The following is a 19,754-nucleotide window of genomic DNA, read 5'->3' on the forward strand; positions in this document are numbered from 1 at the left end:
CCGCCGAGCGGCGGCGCATGTTTCACGTGAAACACGAATGGGCCAACCCCAACGGGTTGGCCCATTCGTATGTGGTCCAGATGCCGGCTCTAGAGCGGCCGCAGCGCGGGCTCCTTCTGAACGGCTCCCAGGAGCCGGTCCAGGGCCAGCTCCACGTCTTCCCTCCAGGAGAGCGTGGAACGCAGCTCCAGGCGTAGACGGGGGTGCGCAGGGTGCTGCCTGACCGTCTTGAACCCCACCGCCAGGAGGTGGTCGGCGGGAAGCAGACACGCGGGCTCCTTCCAGCGGGAGTCCCCGAACGCCTCGATCGCCTTGAAGCCCCGACGCAGCAGATCCTTGGCGACCGTCTGCACCATCACGCGGCCCAGCCCCTGCCCCTGGTAGCCGGGCATGATGAACGCCGTGATGAGCTGGACGGCATCCGGTGACACCGGACTCGTCGGGAACGCCGAGGATCGTGGCACATAGGCCGGCGGGGCGTAGAGCACGAAGCCCACGGGGACGTCGTCGACGTAGACCACCCGGCCGCACGATCCCCAGTCCAGCAGGACGGCGGAGATCCAGGCCTCCTTCTCCGGAGCGGCGGTACCCGCCTTCAGCGCGGCTTCGCCACTGACGGGATCCAGTTCCCAGAAGACACACGAGCGACAGCGCTGGGGAAGGTCCTCAAGGTTGTCCAGCGTGAGCGGTACGAGCCGGCGCCCCATGAAGACTGATCCTCGCTTCCTTCGCCCGCGATGTCGCGAGCGGCTGTCAGAGCGCTCCGTTCCCTGAGCAGGGCGCCGACGAATCCGCCGACCGCCCCGAGGCTCAGTCCCGCGCCCACCAGTCCGGTGCGGCTCATCGATCGCGTCTCCCCACTCAGAGATCTGCCAGGTGGATGCGCCATACCTTTCGCATCGTAGCCACGATGCGATTCCCTCGATACTGCCTCAAAGCAAAGAGCGGACCGCGTACCGGTACCCACCGGACACGATCCGCTTCTCGGCGCTTCGAGTGTGATCACTCGTGATCACTTGGAGCTCAGTCGTCCTGCTCCTGGGATTCGTCCTCGTGCACACCCTTGAGAACCGGCCCCTCGCCCGGGGCGAGCGTGCCGAGGATCCGCTCCAGGTCCTCCATGGAGGCGAACTCGACGGTGATCTTGCCCTTCTTCTGCCCGAGGTCGACCTTCACCCGGGTCTCGAAGCGGTCCGAGAGACGGGTGGCGAGCTCGCTCAGGGCGGGCGAGACACGGCCACCGGCGCGCGGGCCCTTGGACCGCTGAGTGGCCTGCGGCCGCGAGCCCATCAGGGTCACGATCTCCTCGACAGCCCGCACGGAGAGGCCCTCGGCCACGATCCGATGGGCCAGCCGGTCCTGCTCCTCGGAGTCCTCGACGGAGAGCAGTGCGCGGGCGTGTCCGGCGGAGAGGACTCCGGCGGCGACCCGGCGCTGGACCGCCGGTGACAGCTTCAGCAGCCGCAGGGTGTTGGAGACCTGCGGACGGGAACGCCCGATGCGATCGGCCAGCTGGTCGTGCGTGCAGTTGAAGTCCTTCAGCAGCTGGTCGTAGGCGGCTGCCTCTTCCAGCGGGTTCAGCTGAGCCCGGTGCAGGTTCTCCAGCAGGGCGTCCAGAAGGAGCTTCTCGTCGTCGGTGGCCCGGACGATCGCCGGGATGGCCTCGAGACCGGCCTCACGGCAGGCCCGCCAGCGGCGCTCACCCATAATCAGCTCGTAGCGGGCGGGCCCGAGCTGCCGTACGACGACGGGCTGGAGGAGACCGACCTCCTGGATGGAGGTGACCAGCTCGTGCAGCGCGTCCTCGTCGAAGACCTCACGCGGCTGGCGCGGGTTCGGCGTGATGGAGTCGAGGGGGATCTCCGCGAAGTGGGCACCCACCGGAGCTGCGGGCGCCTCCGCGACGGGGCTAGCCGGCGGCTCCTCGGGTTCCTGCGCGACGGGCGGCAGGGTGGCCACCTTCGCCGCGGCGACCCCTCGGTCGCTCGTCAGCACCGGGGCGGCTGCCGCGGGTACGGACGGGCCACTGCCGATCGCGGCCGGAGCCGGGTTCTTCTCGGTCGGGGCAGCCGGGATCAGGGCGCCGAGTCCACGGCCCAGCCCCCTCCGTCGCTCGCTCACTGGATCCCCTCCACCATGTTCGGGTCGTTCTGGGCGCCGATGTGGGCCTGGCTCGCGTCGTAGCTGATGCCGACGCCCCTCAGCGCGATTTCTCGGGCCGCCTCGAGGTACGAGAGGGCACCGCTCGATCCAGGATCGTAAGTCAGCACCGTCTGCCCGTAGCTCGGCGCCTCGGAGATACGGACCGAGCGGGGAATGCTCGTCCGCAGCACCTCGTCGCCGAAGTGGGTGCGCACCTCGTCCGCGACCTGCGAGGCGAGACGCGTCCGGCCGTCGTACATGGTGAGCAGGATGGTCGATACATGCAGCGTGGGGTTGAGATGCCCACGCACCAGGTCCACGTTGCGCAGCAGTTGGCCGAGCCCTTCCAGCGCGTAGTACTCGCACTGGATGGGAATGAGGACCTCCTGGCCCGCGACGAGCGCGTTGACCGTCAGCAGACCGAGCGACGGCGGACAGTCGATGAGGACATAGTCCAGCGGCTGCTCGTACGCCTGGATCGCCCGCTGGAGCCGGCTCTCACGCGCCACCAGGGACACCAGCTCGATCTCGGCACCGGCGAGATCGATGGTGGCCGGGGCACAAAAAAGTCCCTCGACGTCCGGAACGGGCTGGACCACCTCGGCAAGCGGCCTGCTCTCCACCAGCACGTCATAGATGGACGGGACGTCGGCGTGGTGGTCGATCCCCAGCGCCGTGGACGCGTTGCCCTGCGGGTCGAGGTCGATCACGAGGACGCGGCCGCCGTGCAGAGCCAGCGAAGCGGCCAGATTGACGGTGGTCGTCGTCTTCCCCACGCCGCCCTTCTGGTTGGCGACCACGATGACCCGGGTCTGCTCGGGGCGCGGCAGACCTTCGCCGGCGCGGCCCAGAGCTTCCACCGCCAGCTGGGCAGCACGACCGATGGGAGTGTCGTCCATCGGGGACGGTGTTTCACGTGAAACATCCGTCCCCATCGACTCGGTACGGGGACCGGGGACCGGATCGGTCATCGGTCCCGCGATGTTGGCGTCGGACCGCAAGGATTCACTCTCCTCGACTTCAGGCTCGCAATGAACAGAGCCTCCCATGTCTTCGGGGTCATGAACCAGTGAGGCCTGTTGTTCTGTGGAGAAATCCACCTCTGTGGACAACTCCGAGGCCCCTCCGAGTGAACCGAGGGGCTTTCGGTCGCGAGGTTCGGCCGCGGCTCGACCGCGAGTGATGATGCCGTGCAGCAGTGAGCGACGTTTCACGTGAAACACGATGCACAGCATCGGCGACCGGATCTCTGCGACACTCCGGCTTGCGTGGGTTCGGCAGCTTGTGTGGAGTACGTCTCGTCGCCGGTACGGATCAGGAACGGTGACGTCGCCGGGTCAGCGACGACGCCGAGCCCGGCCCGTACGGGCCGCCTTGGCCCGCTTGGCGGCGAAGCGCACACCACCCGGGCTCTCACCCACCTCGACGCGCACCACCGTGGACGGGGGATCCACCACGCCGTCGCCCACATGCAGGATCGAGGTCGATACCGCGCCAAGCTTGCTGAGGGCGGTGGCCGCAGCCTTCAGCTCCTCCTCGGCGGTGTCCCCCTTCAGTGCCAGCATCTCGCCGTAGGGACGCAGCAGCGGGATGCCCCAGGTGGCCAGGCGGTCCAGCGGCGCCACGGCACGGGCGGTCACCACATGGACCGGCGGCAGCTTGCCCATGACCTCCTCGGCCCGGCCCCGCACCACGGTGACGTGGTCCAGACCCAGCAGCTCGACGACCTCCGTAAGGAAGGTGGTCCGCCGCAGCAGGGGCTCCAGCAGGGTGATGTTCAGGTCTTCGCGGACCAGGGCCAGCGGAATACCCGGCAGGCCGGCGCCCGAGCCGACGTCGCACACCGTCACCCCCTCGGGAACCACCTCCGAGAGGACCGCGCAGTTCAGCAGGTGCCGCTCCCACAGCCGGGGGACTTCGCGCGGGCCGATCAGCCCACGCTGCACGCCCGCCTCGGCCAGCAGCTCCGCATAGCGGACCGCATCGGCGAAGCGCTCACCGAACACTTCCCGCGCCTGCTCGGGCGCGGGGGGAAGCTCCGCTGCCTCCGTCACGGGGACCGTCCTTCCGTACAGCGCCGGCGCTTCGCGCGCCGACCACCAGAACTACCAGGCTGACAAAATTCGGCCCCGCCTGCTCAACAGACGGGGCCGGTGAAGCGGGGGGAGCCGATCAGGCGGGAAGCACGACGACGAAGCGCTGCGGCTCCTCGCCCTCGGACTCGCTGCGCAGTCCGGCCGCCTTGATCGCGTCGTGCACGACCTTGCGCTCGAACGGGGACATGGGCTTGAGCTTCATGGGCTCGCCCGAGCTCTTGACCTCGGCAGCGGCCTTGGCGCCCAGCTCGGACAGCTCGGCGCGCTTCTTGGCCCGGTAACCCGCGATGTCCAGCATGAGCCGGCTGCGGTCCCCGGTCTCCCGGTGCACGGCCAGGCGCGTCAGCTCCTGGAGTGCCTCCAGCACCTCGCCGTCCCGGCCGACCAGCTTCTGCAGGTCACGGCCGCCGGTGTCGCTGATGATCGACACGGAGGCACGATCGGCCTCGACGTCCATGTCGATGTCGCCGTCGAGGTCGGCGATGTCCAGCAGACCCTCCAGGTAGTCCGCCGCGATCTCACCCTCCTGCTCGAGGCGGGTGAGGGTGTCTGCACCCTCGGCAGCGGCGGAGGTGGTGCCTTCCGTCACGGGATGGACTCCTTCTTACTTCTTGGACGGGGACTTGGGCCGCTGCGGGCCACCCTTGCGCTGGCCGGACTGGGCCTTGCTGCGGGTGCCGGAGCCGGGCTTCTGGGGCTGCTTGGGAGCGGCGGGTGTGTTGTCCTGCGGGTCGTCGGCCTTCTCCAGCGAGGTGGTCGCGGGGGCGTCGCCGGGCTGCTTCGGCCCGGACTGGCGCTGGGCCTTGCTCTGCCGCTTGGGCTGCTGGCGCCGCGCCGCCACGGTGGTGGTCGTGCCGTCCTCGGCCTGCACCACGGTCTGGCTCTCGCTCTTCGCCACGGTGCCGTCGGCGGCGGCGGCGAGGCCGGCCTTGGTCAGCGCGTTGATGAACTTGCGCTCGGACTCGTTGCGGTCGCGGCCCTTGGCGACGATCGCCTTGACGATGGTCTTCTCGCTGCGGCGGCGGACCTTGCCGTGGGTCGTCACGTGCTTGGTCAGGCGCTCCAGGTAGGCGGCCTGGGCCTTGGAACCCGGGGTCGGGTTGTTGTGGATCACGTACATCTGCTGGCCCATGGTCCACACGTTGGTGGTCAGCCAGTAGACGAGGACACCGACCGGGAAGTTGATACCGAAGACGGCGAACATGATCGGGAAGACGTACATCAGCATCTTCTGCTGCTGCATGAACGGCGTCTTCACCGTGGTGTCGACGTTCTTCGTCATCAGCTGGCGCTGCGTGTAGAACTGCGACGCCGACATCAGGACGATCATGATCACGGTCACGACGCGGACGTCGGCGACCGAGGCGCCCAGGGCGTGGATGGTGTCGGCGCTGTCCTTGAACTTCGCGGCCAGCGGGGCCCCGAAGATGTGCGCCTTACGCGCGCTCTCCAGCAGCTGGTCGTTGATGACGCCGATGGTCTGGCCCGAGGCGATGCCGTTGAGCACGTGGTACAGGGCGAAGAAGAACGGGGACTGCGCCAGGATGGGAAGGCACGAGGAGAGCGGGTTGGTGCCCGACTCCTTGTACAGCTTCATCATCTCTTCGGACTGACGCTGCTTGTCGTTCTTGTAGCGCTCCTGGATCTTCTTCATCTCGGGCTGGAGCGTCTGCATCGCCCGGGTCGCCTTGATCTGCTTCACGAAGAGCGGGATCAGACAGATGCGGATCAGGATCACCAGGGACACGATGGACAGGCCCCAGGCCCATCCGGTGTCGGGGCCGAAGATGGCGCCGTACACCGCGTGGAACTGGACGATGACCCAGGAGACTGGTGTCGTGATGAAGCTGAAGAGGCTGGCAATCGTGTCCACTAATCATGCTCCTTGGGCATGGGACGAGGTCTCTGCGGCCGGGCTCGAAGGGTGATCGGAGATCGGCTTGTCCTCGAGGGCCGGTTCGGCGGCGGAGGTCCCGCCCTTGCGTGCGCGCCATGCGTCGCGCAGCAGTTCGTGCCACCGCGGGCGCTTGCGCGGCGGGACATGGTCCACACCGCCGAGCGACCACGGGTTGCACCGGAGGATGCGCCAGGCGGTGAGTGCCGTTCCCTTGATCGCACCGTGCCGGTCGATGGCCGTGTAGCCGTAATGGGAGCACGACGGGTAGTACTTGCACACCGGCCCCAGCAGGGGACTGATCGTCCACTGGTACAGCTTGATCAGGGCCAGTAGCGGGTACTTCATCGCGCGCCCCCTCCCAGCAGCCGCTGAACGGCGGCGTCCAGGTCTCGGGCCAGCTGTGCGTGGTCTGCGTCGCCCGCTCCGGGCAGCGCTCGTACGACTACCAGGCTACCGGGGGGAAACAGGGCGACTCGGTCACGCATCAGATGGCGAAGTCTGCGCTTCACTTGGTTGCGCACGACCGCGCCACCCACGGCCTTGCTCACGACGAAACCCGCACGCGTCGGGGGAGCGCTCTCCCCAGGCGCGTGCGGGTCCGTGGCACCGCTTCGAAGGTGGACGACGAGTGTCGGGCGACCAGCCCGGCGACCTCGTCGTACAGCGGTCGCGAAGTCCTCGCGCCGCCTCAGCCGGTTCTCGGTGGGCAGCACGATGTCATGACCTGATCGGGATCAGGCGGACAGGCGGGCGCGACCCTTGCTACGGCGGGTCGCGAGAATCGCGCGGCCGGCACGGGTCCGCATACGCAGCCGGAAGCCGTGGGTCTTCGCGCGACGACGGTTGTTCGGCTGGAAGGTGCGCTTGCTCACTCGGGGGCTCCAGAAAAGAATCGGTGGTGGCGGGGTGCCGTCCTGGCTGTCACCGTGCGCCCACGAGTAGCTCGCGTCACGCCCGAGTGCACCGCTTCCCGATCACCTGAAGTGATCTGTGCCCATCGGAGGCAGGCGGCAGCAGCCATCGACAACTCGACCTGGTTACGGTACGCGCGGCTACGCCATCCGGTCAAACCGAGGGCGGCGGAGGGACACTGTCCACAGGCTGGGGACAACAACTTGAACCGTAGCGGCCGCGCTGACTACCGTGGCTGAACTCCGATTCGTTCCTTTATCCCCGGCCGAACCGATTTACATCCCGACCCGTCCGCGAACCACACGTTCGTGGGACCTGCTGAGAGAGCGTGCCCTGTGGCTGACGTACCTGCCGATCTTGCCGCAGTGTGGCCACGCGTACTGGACCAGCTCCTCGGCGAGGGCCGCGGGCAGGGTGTGGAGGCGAAGGACGAGCACTGGATCCGGCGCTGCCAGCCGCTGGCGCTGGTCGCGGACACCGCTCTGCTCGCCGTGCCGAACGAATTTGCGAAGAACGTACTGGAGGGCCGTCTCGCGCCGGTCGTGAGCGAGACCCTGAGCCGCGAGTGCGGCCGCCCCATCCGTATCGCGATCACCGTGGACGACTCCGCGGGCGAGCCACCGGCCTCGCAGTCGCCCCCCGCCCAGCCGCAGCGCCACGAGGAGCCGGAGCCCCCCTCCGCGTACGAGGGCTACGGCCGGCACCGCGCCGCCGAGCCGCTGCCGGGCGGCGAGCCGGGACCCCGCGGCGAGCAGATGCCGACCGCCCGCCCCGCCTATCCGTCCGAGTACCAGCGCCCCGAGCCCGGTGCCTGGCCGCGGTCCGGGCGGGACGACTACGGCTGGCAGCAGCAGCGTCTCGGCTTCCCCGAGCGCGACCCCTACGCGTCGCCGTCGCAGGACTCCTACGGCACGCCGTCCCAGGACTACCGCCCGCAGAGCGTGGACCGTCCGTCGTACGAGCCGAAGCGCGGCGAGTACGACGCCCCGCGCCCCGACTACGACCGTCCGGAGCGCTCCGAATACAAGCGCCAGGACCGGCCCGAGTACGACCGCCAGGACCGGCCGGACTACGAGCGCCAGGACCGGCCGGACTACGACCGTCCCGACCGGTCCGACTACCACGCTCCGCGCGCCGAGTACGACCAGCGCGACCCGGTCCGCCGTGAGCTGCCCGAGTCACCGGCCGGCGCCGGACCCGCACACCGGGGCGGTCCCGGCCGTCCCGACCTGCCGTCGGCAGGCGGCAGCGGTGCGCCCGGTCCGCCGGCGGCGAAGCCCGCGCCGGCGAGCGGCCCCGGGGAGCCGACCGCCCGGCTGAACCCGAAGTACCTCTTCGACACCTTCGTCATCGGTGCCTCCAACCGGTTCGCGCACGCGGCCGCGGTGGCGGTCGCCGAGGCGCCCGCGAAGGCGTACAACCCCCTGTTCATCTACGGGGAGTCGGGGCTCGGCAAGACCCACCTGCTGCACGCGATCGGGCACTACGCGCGCAGCCTCTACCCGGGCACGCGGGTGCGGTACGTCAGCTCGGAGGAGTTCACCAACGAGTTCATCAACTCCATCCGCGACGGCAAGGGCGACAGCTTCCGCAAGCGCTACCGCGAGATGGACATCCTGCTGGTCGACGACATCCAGTTCCTCGCGGACAAGGAGTCGACGCAGGAGGAGTTCTTCCACACCTTCAACACGCTCCACAACGCCAACAAGCAGATCGTGCTGTCCTCCGACCGGCCGCCCAAGCAACTGGTGACGCTGGAGGACCGGCTGCGCAACCGCTTCGAGTGGGGCCTGATCACGGACGTCCAGCCGCCCGAGCTGGAGACGCGTATCGCGATCCTGCGCAAGAAGGCGGTGCAGGAGCAGCTCAACGCCCCGCCGGAGGTACTGGAGTTCATCGCCTCGCGGATCTCGCGGAACATCCGTGAGCTGGAGGGCGCGCTGATCCGGGTGACGGCGTTCGCGTCGCTCAACCGGCAGCCGGTGGACCTGGGCCTGACGGAGATCGTGCTGAAGGACCTGATCCCGGGCGGCGAGGACTCGGCGCCGGAGATCACGGCGACGGCCATCATGGGGGCGACCGCCGACTACTTCGGGCTCACGGTCGAGGACCTGTGCGGAACCTCGCGCGGCCGGGCGCTGGTGACGGCGCGCCAGATCGCCATGTACCTGTGCCGTGAGCTGACGGACCTCTCGCTGCCCAAGATCGGGGCGCAGTTCGGCGGCCGCGACCACACGACGGTGATGCACGCGGACCGCAAGATCCGCGCGCTGATGGCCGAGCGGCGCTCGATCTACAACCAGGTCACCGAGCTCACGAACCGCATCAAGAACGGCTGACGGGCGGTACGACAGCGCCTGAGGGCGCCCCGGGGATCTCCTCCCGGGGCGCCCTCGGGCGTTTCCGCGGGGACGCCCTCAGGCGCTTCCGCCACGGCTACCGAGGCCCTGGGGCGCCGTTGGACGCCGCTGGACACCTCCGGACGCCTCCTGCGCATACCCGGAACGCCTCCTGCGGGCGCCGCGACGCCGCCGATGGACGCCCCGACGCCGCCGACCGAGGGGCCGCAGGTGCCCTCACACCCCCTCACACACCCTGTGGACCGTCTCCGGCCCGACATCTTGTGTTCGATTAGCCGCCGGGTTACGGCCTCCCTCCACAGATTCGGTGACTTTCTCGCGTCCACATCCTGGGGACCGCCAAGTTGTCCCGAGCTGCGTCCACAGGCAGCCTGGGGAGACGACGTCCACGCAGGTCAGCACCCTGTGGAATCGTGGACGAATGATCTCCACAGGCTGTGGACGAAGCGGAGATCCACAGGCTGTGCACGAAGTTGTCCACGGGTAGCCCACAGGCTGGGGCCGGTTGTCCCCAGCGATCGGCCGCTTCTCCACATGGCTGTCCACTGTTCGGCAACCCGAAGCCCCCGGTCACCGCGTCGAGTGAAAGCCGTCACACGAAGGTGCCGGATTGGGGTGTGGGAAACGTGGGTAAACCTGGGGACACAGCTGGGGAGAACTGCCCCCTGGCTGTGGGCGGTGTGTGCAGAACTTTCTGTTCTCCACAGAGACCCCTGGTTTTCCACCGCCTCCGCCCACAGGGCCAGTGGACAAAATTGTGGGTGTGACCTGGGAAAACGAGGTTATCCACGGTATCCACAGGCCCTACTACTACTCCCGACTAGAGAGAGCTGGGAATCCGTTTCGAAGCGGGGCCTGTGCACAACTCGCCCTCTCGAGCCCGGCTGCCCCTCGGAGCGACTTGACCCCGACAGGCACCTACTGTCAGTGCGGTGCGTCAGACTGGTCCCCGGCGTCCTTCCCGTCGTGGTGGGCCGTGACGCCGAGTCGGAGGACTCAGTAGCAACAGCAGGAGGCGGCTTACGGTGAAGATCCGGGTGGAACGCGACGTACTCGCGGAGGCAGTGGCCTGGGCGGCACGCAGCCTCCCGGCCCGTCCGCCGGCGCCTGTCCTCGCCGGCCTGCTGCTGAAGGCCGAGGACGGCCAGCTGAGCCTGTCGAGCTTCGACTACGAGGTGTCCGCCCGGGTCAGCGTCGAGGCGGAGGTCGAGGAGGACGGCACCGTGCTCGTCTCCGGCCGGCTGCTCGCCGACATCTCCCGCGCCCTCCCCAACCGCCCGGTGGAGATTTCCACAGACGGTGTACGGGCGACCGTGGTCTGCGGCTCCTCGCGCTTCACCCTCCACACCCTGCCGGTGGAGGAGTACCCGTCCCTGCCGCAGATGCCGAACGCCACGGGCACCGTCCCCGGCGAGGTCTTCGCGGCCGCCGTCTCCCAGGTGGCCATCGCCGCCGGCCGTGACGACACGCTGCCCGTGCTGACCGGTGTGCGCATCGAGATCGAGGGCGACACGGTCACCCTGGCCTCCACCGACCGTTACCGCTTCGCGGTCCGCGAGTTCCTGTGGAAGCCGGAGAACCCGGACGTCTCCGCGGTCGCCCTGGTGCCCGCCAAGACGCTCCAGGACACCGCCAAGGCCCTGACGAGCGGCGACAGCGTGATCCTGGCGCTGTCCGGGTCGGGCGCCGGCGAGGGCCTGATCGGTTTCGAGGGCGCGGGCCGCCGTACGACCACGCGTCTGCTCGAGGGCGACCTGCCGAAGTACCGCACGCTGTTCCCGACCGAGTTCAACTCCATCGCCGTGATCGAGACCGCCCCCTTCGTGGAGGCCGTCAAGCGCGTGGCCCTGGTCGCCGAGCGCAACACCCCGGTGCGGCTGAGCTTCGAGCAGGGCGTGCTGATCCTGGAGGCCGGCTCCAGCGACGACGCACAGGCTGTGGAAAGGGTCGACGCCCAGCTCGACGGCGACGACATCTCGATCGCCTTCAACCCGACCTTCCTGCTGGACGGTCTGAGCGCGATCGACTCCCCCGTGGCCCAGCTCTCGTTCACCACGTCCACCAAGCCCGCGCTGCTCAGCGGCAAGCCGGCCCTGGACGCGGAGGCGGACGAGGCCTACAAGTACCTGATCATGCCGGTGCGGCTGAGCGGCTGAGCCGCCGACGGCCGTCCACAGGCCGGTGGAGAAGTTCCCCGGCCTGTGGAAGAACCCGCAGGTGAGGGGCTACGCATGAGCGCGTATGCCCACAGCTGTGCATGAGCGTCCGGGTTTAGGCTCGGCACGGCACGAAGGTGCCTCTCACGCCACACAGCGACCTAAGGAAAACAACTGATGGAGCTCGGTCTCGTCGGCCTCGGCAAGATGGGCGGCAACATGCGCGAGCGGATCCGCCGCGCGGGCCACACCGTCATCGGGTACGACCGCAACGCGGACGTCGCGGATGTCCACAGCCTGGAAGAGCTTGTGGGCAAGCTCAGCGGCCCGCGCGTCGTCTGGGTGATGGTCCCGGCCGGCGAGCCCACCCAGTCGACCGTCGACAAGCTGGCCGAGCTGCTGGAACCGGGCGACGTGGTCGTGGACGGCGGCAACTCCCGCTGGACGGACGACGAGCGGCACGCCGAGGAGCTGGCGGCCAAGGGCATAGGCTTCGTCGACTGCGGCGTCTCCGGCGGCGTCTGGGGCCTGGAGAACGGGTACGCGCTGATGTACGGCGGCGACGCGGAGAACGTCGCCAAGGTGCAGCCGGTCTTCGACGCGCTCAAGCCGGAGGGCGACTTCGGCGCCGTGCACGCCGGCAAGGTCGGCGCGGGCCACTTCGCGAAGATGGTCCACAACGGCATCGAGTACGCGATGATGCAGGCCTACGCCGAGGGCTGGGAACTGCTGGAGAAGGTCGACTCCGTGGAGAACGTCCGCGAGGTCTTCCGCTCCTGGCAGGAGGGCACCGTCATCCGCTCCTGGCTGCTCGACCTCGCGGTCAACGCGCTCGACGACGACGAGCACCTGGAGAGCCTGCGCGGTTACGCACAGGACTCCGGTGAGGGACGCTGGACGGTGGAGGCCGCCATCGACAACGCGGTGCCGCTCCCCGCGATCACCGCGTCGCTGTTCGCGCGGTTCGCCTCCCGCCAGGAGGACTCGCCGCAGATGAAGATGATCGCCGCGCTGCGCAACCAGTTCGGCGGCCACGCCGTAGAGAAGAAGTAATCCACAGGGTCGCACCGCGATCCACAACCCTGGGGGAGGTCGGCGAACGACCATGCACGTCACGCATCTTTCGCTGGCCGACTTCCGCTCGTACGCCCGGGTCGAGGTGCCGCTCGACCCGGGCGTCACCGCCTTCGTCGGACCCAACGGCCAGGGCAAGACCAACCTGGTCGAGGCGGTGGGCTACCTCGCCACCCTCGGCAGCCACCGCGTCGCCTCCGACGCCCCCCTGGTGCGCATGGGAGCCGAGCGGGCCGTCATCCGGGCCCAGGTCAGACAGGGCGAGCGGCAGCAGCTCGTCGAGCTGGAGCTGAACCCCGGCCGGGCCAACCGTGCCCGCATCAACCGGTCCTCGCAGGTCAGGCCGCGGGACGTGCTGGGGATCGTGCGGACCGTGCTGTTCGCTCCCGAGGACCTCGCGCTGGTCAAGGGCGACCCCGGTGAGCGGCGCCGGTTCCTGGACGAGCTGATCACCGCGCGCTCGCCGCGCATGGCGGGCGTGCGCTCCGACTACGAGCGGGTGCTCAAGCAGCGCAACACGCTCCTGAAGTCCGCCGCCCTCGCGCGCCGGCACGGCGGGCGCTCCATGGACCTGTCCACCCTCGACGTGTGGGACCAGCACCTCGCGCGCGCCGGCGCCGAGCTGCTCGCCCAGCGGCTCGATCTCGTCGCCGCGCTGCAGCCGCTGGCCGACAAGGCGTACGAGCAGCTGGCACCCGGCGGCGGGCCTGTCGTCCTGGAGTACAAGCCGTCCGCGCCCGGGGAGGCGCACACCCGCGAGGACCTCTACGCCCAGCTCATGGCGGCTCTCGCGGAGGCACGCAAGCAGGAGATCGAGCGCGGAGTCACCCTCGTGGGTCCCCACCGCGACGACCTGGTGCTCCGTCTCGGCCAGTTGCCCGCCAAGGGCTACGCCTCGCACGGCGAGTCCTGGTCCTACGCCCTGGCGCTGCGCCTGGCCTCGTACGACCTGCTGCGCGCCGAGGGCAACGAGCCGGTGCTGGTCCTGGACGACGTCTTCGCCGAGCTGGACGCCCGCCGCCGTGAGCGGCTGGCCGAGCTGGTCGCGCCCGGCGAGCAGGTGCTGGTCACCGCCGCCGTGGACGACGACGTCCCGCATGTGCTGGTCGGCGCCCGGTACGCGGTGGCCGACGGAACGGTGGAGCGCGTATGAGCACCGACGAGCCCAAGCCCCGCAAGGACCCGGAGCCCTCCGGCGTCGACCTCGCGCGCGTGGCGTTGCGCGCGGCGAAGGAGCAGGCACGCGCGCGGGGGGACGCCGCACGGCAGAAGAAGCAGGCGCGGCGCGGTGGCGGTCTGCGTTCCGGCGCGCGCGCCGACGGCCGCGACCCCATGGCGCTGGGGTCAGCGATCAACCGGCTGATCAGCGAGCGCGGCTGGGAGGCGCCGGCCGCGGTGGGCGGCGTCATGGGCCGCTGGCCGCAGATCGTCGGCGAGGACCTGGCCAAGCACTGCGTGCCGCAGCGGTACGACGAGGACGAGCGGGTGCTGTCCGTGAGCTGTGACTCGACGGCCTGGGCGACCCAGCTGCGGCTGCTCGCACCGACGCTGGTCGCCCGGCTCAACGAGGACCTCGGCCACGGCACGGTCCGGATGATCAAGGTGAACGGTCCCGGCGGCCCGGCCCGCCGTTACGGCCCGCTTCGGGCCCCGGGAAGCACCGGTCCCGGCGACACCTACGGGTGACGTACCTCACGTTCGACGATCAGCGCGGGGTTCCTTCGGCACGCCTGTCCACAGGTGTGGATCACCACTGGATCACCACCGGATCGCCATCTGACCCCCCGGTAGCCAAGGGTTGACGGCGCGAAGCGCTGAGTGCCGCTGTGAGCCCCTTGGAGCCCCCTTCCCCATATCGGGACCCGGCCGAGCCCGGTTCAGGGCGGCACATGCGGACTCAGGTACCGGCAAACCCCCATCACTGTCGGCGCTACCGGTAGACTGGAAGCCAATCCCGCCCCAACGTGGGGACCGCCCGGGAAAAGCTGAGCAACGCTGATCAAGGCTTACCAACGCAACATGCCGCAGCCGCTCCGGCAACCTGCCGACGAGCCCGGCTCGTGCTGTGCCAGAAAGGGCGCTTCGTGGCCGATTCCGGCAACCCCAACGAGAACATCCCGTCCACCGACGCCGGCGTGAACCGCGCGGCCGCAGACTCCGGCGCGGTCGCCGCTTCTTACGACGCCAGCGCCATCACCGTGCTCGAAGGGCTGGACGCGGTCCGCAAGCGACCCGGTATGTACATCGGCTCCACCGGTGAGCGCGGCCTGCACCACCTGGTGTACGAGGTCGTCGACAACTCGGTCGACGAGGCGCTGGCCGGTTACGCGGACACCATCGACGTGACGATCCTCGCCGACGGCGGCGTGCGCGTCGTCGACAACGGCCGTGGCATCCCGGTGGGCATCGTGCCCTCCGAGGGCAAGCCGGCCGTCGAGGTCGTGCTGACCGTGCTGCACGCGGGCGGCAAGTTCGGCGGCGGCGGGTACGCGGTCTCCGGCGGTCTGCACGGTGTGGGCGTGTCCGTCGTGAACGCCCTGTCGTCCAAGGTCTCCGTCGAGGTCAGGACCGACGGGCACCGCTGGACCCAGGACTACAAGATGGGCGTCCCCACCGCGCCGCTGGCCAAGCACGAGGCCATCGAGCGGACGGGCACGTCGGTCACCTTCTGGGCCGACGCGGAGATCTTCGAGACCACCGAGTACTCCTTCGAGACGCTGTCGCGGCGCTTCCAGGAGATGGCGTTCCTCAACAAGGGCCTCACGATCAAGCTCACCGACGAGCGCGAGTCGGCGAAGGCCACCGCCGGGGCGGACGAGGCGGGTGCGGACGAGAAGGACGAGGTCAAGACCGTCACGTACCACTACGAGGGCGGCATCGTCGACTTCGTGAAGTACCTCAACTCCCGCAAGGGGGAGGCGGTCCACCCCACCGTCATCGACCTGGAGGCGGAGGACAGGGACAAGAGCCTGTCCCTCGAGGTCGCGATGCAGTGGAACAGCGGCTACAGCGAGGGCGTCTACTCGTTCGCGAACATCATCCACACCCACGAGGGCGGTACCCACGAAGAGGGTTTCCGTGCCGCGCTGACGTCGCTGATCAACAAGTACGCCCGCGACAAGAAGCTGCTGCGCGAGAAGGACGACAACCTCACCGGCGACGACATCCGCGAGGGCCTGACCGCGATCATCTCGGTCAAGCTGAGCGAGCCGCAGTTCGAGGGCCAGACGAAGACCAAGCTGGGCAACACGGAGGCCAAGACCTTCGTGCAGAAGGCGGTCTACGAGCACCTCAACGACTGGCTGGACCGCAACCCGGTCGAGGCCGCGGACATCATCCGCAAGGGCATCCAGGCGGCCACCGCGCGCGTGGCGGCCCGCAAGGCCCGCGATCTGACCCGCCGCAAGGGTCTGCTGGAGTCGGCGTCCCTGCCGGGCAAGCTGTCCGACTGCCAGTCGAACGACCCGACCAAGTGCGAGATCTTCATCGTCGAGGGTGACTCCGCCGGCGGTTCGGCCAAGTCCGGCCGCAACCCGCAGTACCAGGCGATCCTCCCGATCCGCGGCAAGATCCTCAACGTCGAGAAGGCCAGGATCGACAAGATCCTGCAGAACCAGGAGATCCAGGCGCTGATCTCCGCCTTCGGCACCGGCGTGCACGAGGACTTCGACATCGAGAAGCTCCGCTATCACAAGATCATCCTGATGGCGGACGCCGACGTCGACGGACAGCACATCAGCACCCTGCTGCTCACCTTCCTGTTCCGCTTCATGCGGCCGCTGGTCGAGGCCGGGCACGTGTACCTCTCCCGTCCCCCGCTGTACAAGATCAAGTGGGGCCGCGACGACATCGAGTACGCGTACTCGGACCGTGAGCGCGACGCGCTGATCGAGATGGGCCGGCAGCGCGGCAAGCGCGTCCGCGAGGACTCGATCCAGCGCTTCAAGGGCCTCGGCGAGATGAACGCCGAGGAGCTGCGCGTCACCACGATGGACCAGGAGCACCGCGTCCTCGGCCAGGTCACCCTGGACGACGCCGCCCAGGCCGACGACCTGTTCTCGGTCCTCATGGGCGAGGACGTCGAGGCCCGCCGCGCGTTCATCCAGCGCAACGCCAAGGACGTCCGCTTCCTCGACATCTGAGTCGGTCTCAGCTGACCGCACCAGGAAGGATCTTCACCAGCAATGGCCGACGAGAACACTCCGGATACCCCTGAGACCGAGGGCGGCGAGCTCGCGATGCGCGTCGAGCCCGTCGGGCTCGAGACGGAGATGCAGCGCTCGTACCTGGACTACGCGATGTCCGTCATCGTGTCCCGTGCGCTGCCCGACGTCCGGGACGGTCTCAAGCCCGTCCACCGCCGCGTGCTGTACGCGATGTACGACGGCGGCTACCGCCCCGAGCGCGGCTTCTACAAGTGCGCCCGTGTCGTCGGCGACGTCATGGGCAACTACCACCCGCACGGCGACTCCTCGATCTACGACGCGCTGGTCCGGCTCGCGCAGCCGTGGTCGATGCGGATGCCGCTGGTGGACTCCAACGGCAACTTCGGCTCCCCGGGCAACGACCCGGCCGCGGCGATGCGCTACACCGAGTGCAAGATGGCGCCGCTGTCGATGGAGATGGTCCGCGACATCGACGAGGAGACCGTCGACTTCACGGACAACTACGACGGCCGCTCCCAGGAGCCGACCGTCCTGCCGGCGCGCTTCCCGAACCTGCTGATCAACGGCTCGGCCGGGATCGCGGTCGGCATGGCGACCAACATCCCGCCGCACAACCTGCGCGAGGTAGCGGCCGGCGCCCAGTGGTACCTGGAGAACCCCGAGGTCTCGCACGAGGAGCTGCTGGACGCGCTCATGGAGCGCATCAAGGGCCCGGACTTCCCGACCGGCGCCCTGGTGGTGGGCCGCAAGGGCATCGAGGAGGCGTACCGCACCGGCCGCGGCTCCATCACGATGCGCGCGGTGGTCGAGGTCGAGGAGATCCAGGGCCGCCAGTGCCTGGTGGTCACCGAGCTGCCGTACCAGGTGAACCCGGACAACCTGGCGCAGAAGATCGCAGACCTGGTCAAGGACGGGAAGATCGGCGGCATCGCCGACGTCCGCGACGAGACCTCCTCGCGGACCGGTCAGCGCCTGGTCATCGTCCTCAAGCGGGACGCGGTCGCCAAGGTCGTGCTGAACAACCTGTACAAGCACACCGACCTGCAGACCAACTTCGGCGCCAACATGCTGGCGCTGGTCGACGGCGTGCCGCGCACGCTGTCCCTGGACGCGTTCATCCGGCACTGGGTGACGCACCAGATCGAGGTCATCGTCCGCCGTACGCGGTTCCGGCTGCGCAAGGCGGAGGAACGCGCCCACATCCTGCGCGGTCTGCTGAAGGCCCTGGACGCCATCGACGAGGTCATCGCGCTGATCCGGCGCAGTGAGACCGTCGACGTGGCGCGCACGGGCCTGATGGGCCTGCTGGAGATCGACGAGATCCAGGCCAACGCCATCCTCGAGATGCAGCTGCGCCGGCTGGCCGCCCTGGAGCGCCAGAAGATCGTCCAGGAGCACGACGAACTCCAGGCGAAGATCACCGAGTACAACAAGATCCTGGCCTCGCCGGTCCGCCAGCGCGGGATCGTCAGCGAGGAGCTGGCCGCGATCGTCGAGAAGTACGGCGACGACCGCAAGACCAAGCTGATCCCGTACGAGGGCGACATGTCCATCGAGGACCTGATCGCCGAGGAGGACATCGTCGTCACCGTCTCGCGCGGCGGTTACGTCAAGCGGACCAAGACGGACGACTACCGGGCGCAGAAGCGTGGCGGCAAGGGCGTGCGCGGCACGAAGCTGAAGGAAGACGACATCGTCGACCACTTCTTCGTCTCGACCACGCACCACTGGCTGCTGTTCTTCACCAACAAGGGCCGGGTGTACCGGGCGAAGGCGTACGAGCTGCCCGAGGCCGGCCGCGAGGCGCGTGGCCAGCACGTGGCGAACCTGCTCGCCTTCCAGCCGGACGAGGCGATCGCCGAGATCCTCGCGATCCGTGACTACGAGGCGGCGCCGTACCTGGTCCTGGCGACCAAGTCCGGTCTGGTCAAGAAGACGCCTCTGAAGGATTACGATTCGCCCCGCTCCGGCGGTGTCATCGCGATCAACCTGCGCGAGCGGGAGGACGGAACCGATGACGAACTGATCGGCGCCGAACTGGTCTCGGCCGACGACGATCTGCTTCTGATCAGCAAGAAGGCCCAGTCGATCCGCTTCACCGCCACGGACGACTCCCTGCGCCCGATGGGCCGCGCCACCTCGGGTGTCAAGGGGATGAGTTTCCGCGAGGGCGACGAGCTTCTCTCGATGAATGTCGTTCGACCCGGTACGTTCGTGTTCACTGCGACGGACGGTGGGTACGCGAAGCGGACCGCCGTCGACGAGTACCGCGTCCAGGGTCGCGGCGGCCTCGGTATCAAGGCCGCCAAGATCGTGGAGGACCGCGGCTCGCTCGTCGGCGCGCTGGTGGTCGAGGAGCACGACGAGATCCTCGCCATCACCCTGTCCGGCGGTGTGATTCGTACGCGAGTCAACGAGGTCAGGGAGACGGGCCGTGACACCATGGGCGTCCAACTGATCAACCTGGGCAAGCGCGATGCCGTGGTCGGTATCGCACGTAACGCCGAGGCGGGACGCGAGGCGGAGGAGGTCGACGGCGACGAGCCCGTCGACGAGACCGCCGAGGGTGCCGCGACCACCGGCACGGACGAGGGTGAGGCGCCCTCGGCCGAGTAGCACGAGGAGAGAGTCATCGTGAGCGGAGCCACGGGCGCCGGATCGGCCGGTACCTCCAGGGGTACGGGAGCGGACGGCGGCGGCCGTGGCTCCGCCACGAACGGGGTGGGGGCGGCGGACCCGCACACCACCCAGCTGAGAGCGGTCAAGGACGCCGCGAAGGACTCGTCGGGGCCTGGCACCCACGGAGCGCAGGGGGCAGCTGTGACGGACACCCGAGGCGGGCAGACCGGTTCGGCCTCGCCGCTGCCCGGCGAGCGCCGGCCCGAGCAGCCCGACGGCCCCTACCACCCGCCGCAGGCCTATCCGGCGCAGGCGGCCGCGCCCGCCGGCGC

General features: G+C 69.0%; 16 protein-coding genes and 1 pseudogene. 8 read left to right on the plus strand and 9 right to left on the minus strand.

Annotation, left to right across the window (positions count from 1 at the left end):
• Window positions 1–89: 89 nt before the first annotated feature.
• The 9 genes from PV343_RS24735 to rpmH all read right to left on the minus strand — a co-directional run bounded on the left by PV343_RS24735 (window position 90) and on the right by rpmH (window position 7,007).
• Entirely contained in the window at window positions 90–707 is a 618-nt protein-coding gene (locus PV343_RS24735) for a GNAT family N-acetyltransferase (RefSeq protein ID WP_319149145.1), read from the minus strand.
• 316 nt (window positions 708–1,023) lie between these two features.
• Window positions 1,024–2,121 (minus strand): ParB/RepB/Spo0J family partition protein, encoded by a 1,098-nt coding sequence (locus PV343_RS24740; protein ID WP_319149147.1) that lies wholly within the window; start codon window positions 2,119–2,121, stop codon window positions 1,024–1,026.
• Window positions 2,118–3,191: a ParA family protein gene (locus PV343_RS24745; protein WP_319149162.1), complete on the minus strand. Its 1,074-nt coding sequence runs from the start codon at window positions 3,189–3,191 to the stop codon at window positions 2,118–2,120. The genes PV343_RS24740 and PV343_RS24745 overlap by 4 nt, the downstream gene beginning before the upstream one ends.
• Window positions 3,192–3,479: 288 nt before the next feature.
• Window positions 3,480–4,196 (minus strand): 16S rRNA (guanine(527)-N(7))-methyltransferase RsmG, encoded by a 717-nt coding sequence (rsmG, locus tag PV343_RS24750; protein ID WP_319149148.1) that lies wholly within the window; start codon window positions 4,194–4,196, stop codon window positions 3,480–3,482.
• A 118-nt stretch (window positions 4,197–4,314) separates the two neighbouring features.
• Window positions 4,315–4,827: a protein jag gene (locus PV343_RS24755; RefSeq protein WP_020941102.1), complete on the minus strand. Its 513-nt coding sequence runs from the start codon at window positions 4,825–4,827 to the stop codon at window positions 4,315–4,317.
• A 15-nt stretch (window positions 4,828–4,842) separates the two neighbouring features.
• Window positions 4,843–6,111, minus strand: coding sequence for a membrane protein insertase YidC (yidC, locus tag PV343_RS24760; RefSeq protein WP_319149150.1), 1,269 nt, complete (start codon window positions 6,109–6,111; stop codon window positions 4,843–4,845).
• Window positions 6,112–6,114: 3 nt separating this feature from the next.
• Window positions 6,115–6,480 carry a membrane protein insertion efficiency factor YidD gene (yidD, locus tag PV343_RS24765; protein ID WP_133922570.1) on the minus strand — a complete coding sequence of 122 codons (366 nt, stop codon included), beginning with the start codon at window positions 6,478–6,480 and terminating at the stop codon, window positions 6,115–6,117.
• Window positions 6,477–6,848: a ribonuclease P protein component gene (rnpA, locus tag PV343_RS24770; RefSeq protein ID WP_319149151.1), complete on the minus strand. Its 372-nt coding sequence runs from the start codon at window positions 6,846–6,848 to the stop codon at window positions 6,477–6,479. Before rnpA ends, yidD begins: the two co-directional genes overlap by 4 nt.
• 21 nt (window positions 6,849–6,869) lie before the next feature.
• Entirely contained in the window at window positions 6,870–7,007 is a 138-nt protein-coding gene (gene rpmH, locus PV343_RS24775; protein ID WP_003975051.1) for a 50S ribosomal protein L34, read from the minus strand.
• A 375-nt stretch (window positions 7,008–7,382) separates the two neighbouring features.
• Here rpmH and dnaA point away from each other — a divergent pair, with 375 nt between their 5' ends.
• From dnaA to PV343_RS24815, 8 genes and pseudogenes are all read left to right on the plus strand, one after another.
• Window positions 7,383–9,386: a chromosomal replication initiator protein DnaA gene (gene dnaA / locus PV343_RS24780; RefSeq protein ID WP_319149152.1), complete on the plus strand. Its 2,004-nt coding sequence runs from the start codon at window positions 7,383–7,385 to the stop codon at window positions 9,384–9,386.
• 1,046 nt (window positions 9,387–10,432) lie between these two features.
• Entirely contained in the window at window positions 10,433–11,563 is a 1,131-nt protein-coding gene (gene dnaN, locus PV343_RS24785) for a DNA polymerase III subunit beta (RefSeq protein ID WP_319149153.1), read from the plus strand.
• 177 nt (window positions 11,564–11,740) lie between these two features.
• The gene (gene gnd / locus PV343_RS24790; RefSeq protein ID WP_319149154.1) at window positions 11,741–12,616 is read left to right on the plus strand and encodes a phosphogluconate dehydrogenase (NAD(+)-dependent, decarboxylating); all 876 of its coding nucleotides are present in this window, start codon (window positions 11,741–11,743) and stop codon (window positions 12,614–12,616) included.
• A gap of 52 nt (window positions 12,617–12,668) precedes the next feature.
• A complete protein-coding gene (gene recF, locus PV343_RS24795) occupies window positions 12,669–13,790 on the plus strand; it encodes a DNA replication/repair protein RecF (protein WP_319149155.1) in 1,122 nt (373 codons plus the stop codon).
• Entirely contained in the window at window positions 13,787–14,323 is a 537-nt protein-coding gene (locus tag PV343_RS24800; RefSeq protein WP_319149156.1) for a DUF721 domain-containing protein, read from the plus strand. The genes recF and PV343_RS24800 overlap by 4 nt, the downstream gene beginning before the upstream one ends.
• 374 nt (window positions 14,324–14,697) lie before the next feature.
• Window positions 14,698–16,779 carry a DNA topoisomerase (ATP-hydrolyzing) subunit B gene (gene gyrB / locus PV343_RS24805; RefSeq protein ID WP_319149157.1) on the plus strand — a complete coding sequence of 694 codons (2,082 nt, stop codon included), beginning with the start codon at window positions 14,698–14,700 and terminating at the stop codon, window positions 16,777–16,779.
• Between the two features lie 42 nt (window positions 16,780–16,821).
• Window positions 16,822–19,419, plus strand: coding sequence for a DNA gyrase subunit A (gene gyrA / locus PV343_RS24810; RefSeq protein ID WP_319149158.1), 2,598 nt, complete (start codon window positions 16,822–16,824; stop codon window positions 19,417–19,419).
• Between the two features lie 18 nt (window positions 19,420–19,437).
• Window positions 19,438–19,754 (plus strand): annotated as a pseudogene (locus PV343_RS24815) (hypothetical protein); the annotation flags it as partial.

This window comes from Streptomyces sp. WI03-4A, assembly GCF_033792105.1.
GTDB classification, from domain to species: domain Bacteria; phylum Actinomycetota; class Actinomycetes; order Streptomycetales; family Streptomycetaceae; genus Streptomyces; species Streptomyces collinus_A.

What these genes read in the sequence shown, in the direction of transcription:
- PV343_RS24735 (WP_319149145.1), bottom strand. Translation starts at nt 707, where the DNA reads ATGGGGCGCCGGCTCGTACCGCTCACGCTGGACAACCTTGAGGACCTT.
- PV343_RS24745 (WP_319149162.1), bottom strand. Translation starts at nt 3,191, where the DNA reads ATGGGAGGCTCTGTTCATTGCGAGCCTGAAGTCGAGGAGAGTGAATCC.
- yidD (WP_133922570.1), bottom strand. Translation starts at nt 6,480, where the DNA reads ATGAAGTACCCGCTACTGGCCCTGATCAAGCTGTACCAGTGGACGATC.
- gnd (WP_319149154.1), top strand. Translation starts at nt 11,741, where the DNA reads ATGGAGCTCGGTCTCGTCGGCCTCGGCAAGATGGGCGGCAACATGCGC.
- recF (WP_319149155.1), top strand. Translation starts at nt 12,669, where the DNA reads ATGCACGTCACGCATCTTTCGCTGGCCGACTTCCGCTCGTACGCCCGG.
- PV343_RS24800 (WP_319149156.1), top strand. Translation starts at nt 13,787, where the DNA reads ATGAGCACCGACGAGCCCAAGCCCCGCAAGGACCCGGAGCCCTCCGGC.
- gyrA (WP_319149158.1), top strand. Translation starts at nt 16,822, where the DNA reads ATGGCCGACGAGAACACTCCGGATACCCCTGAGACCGAGGGCGGCGAG.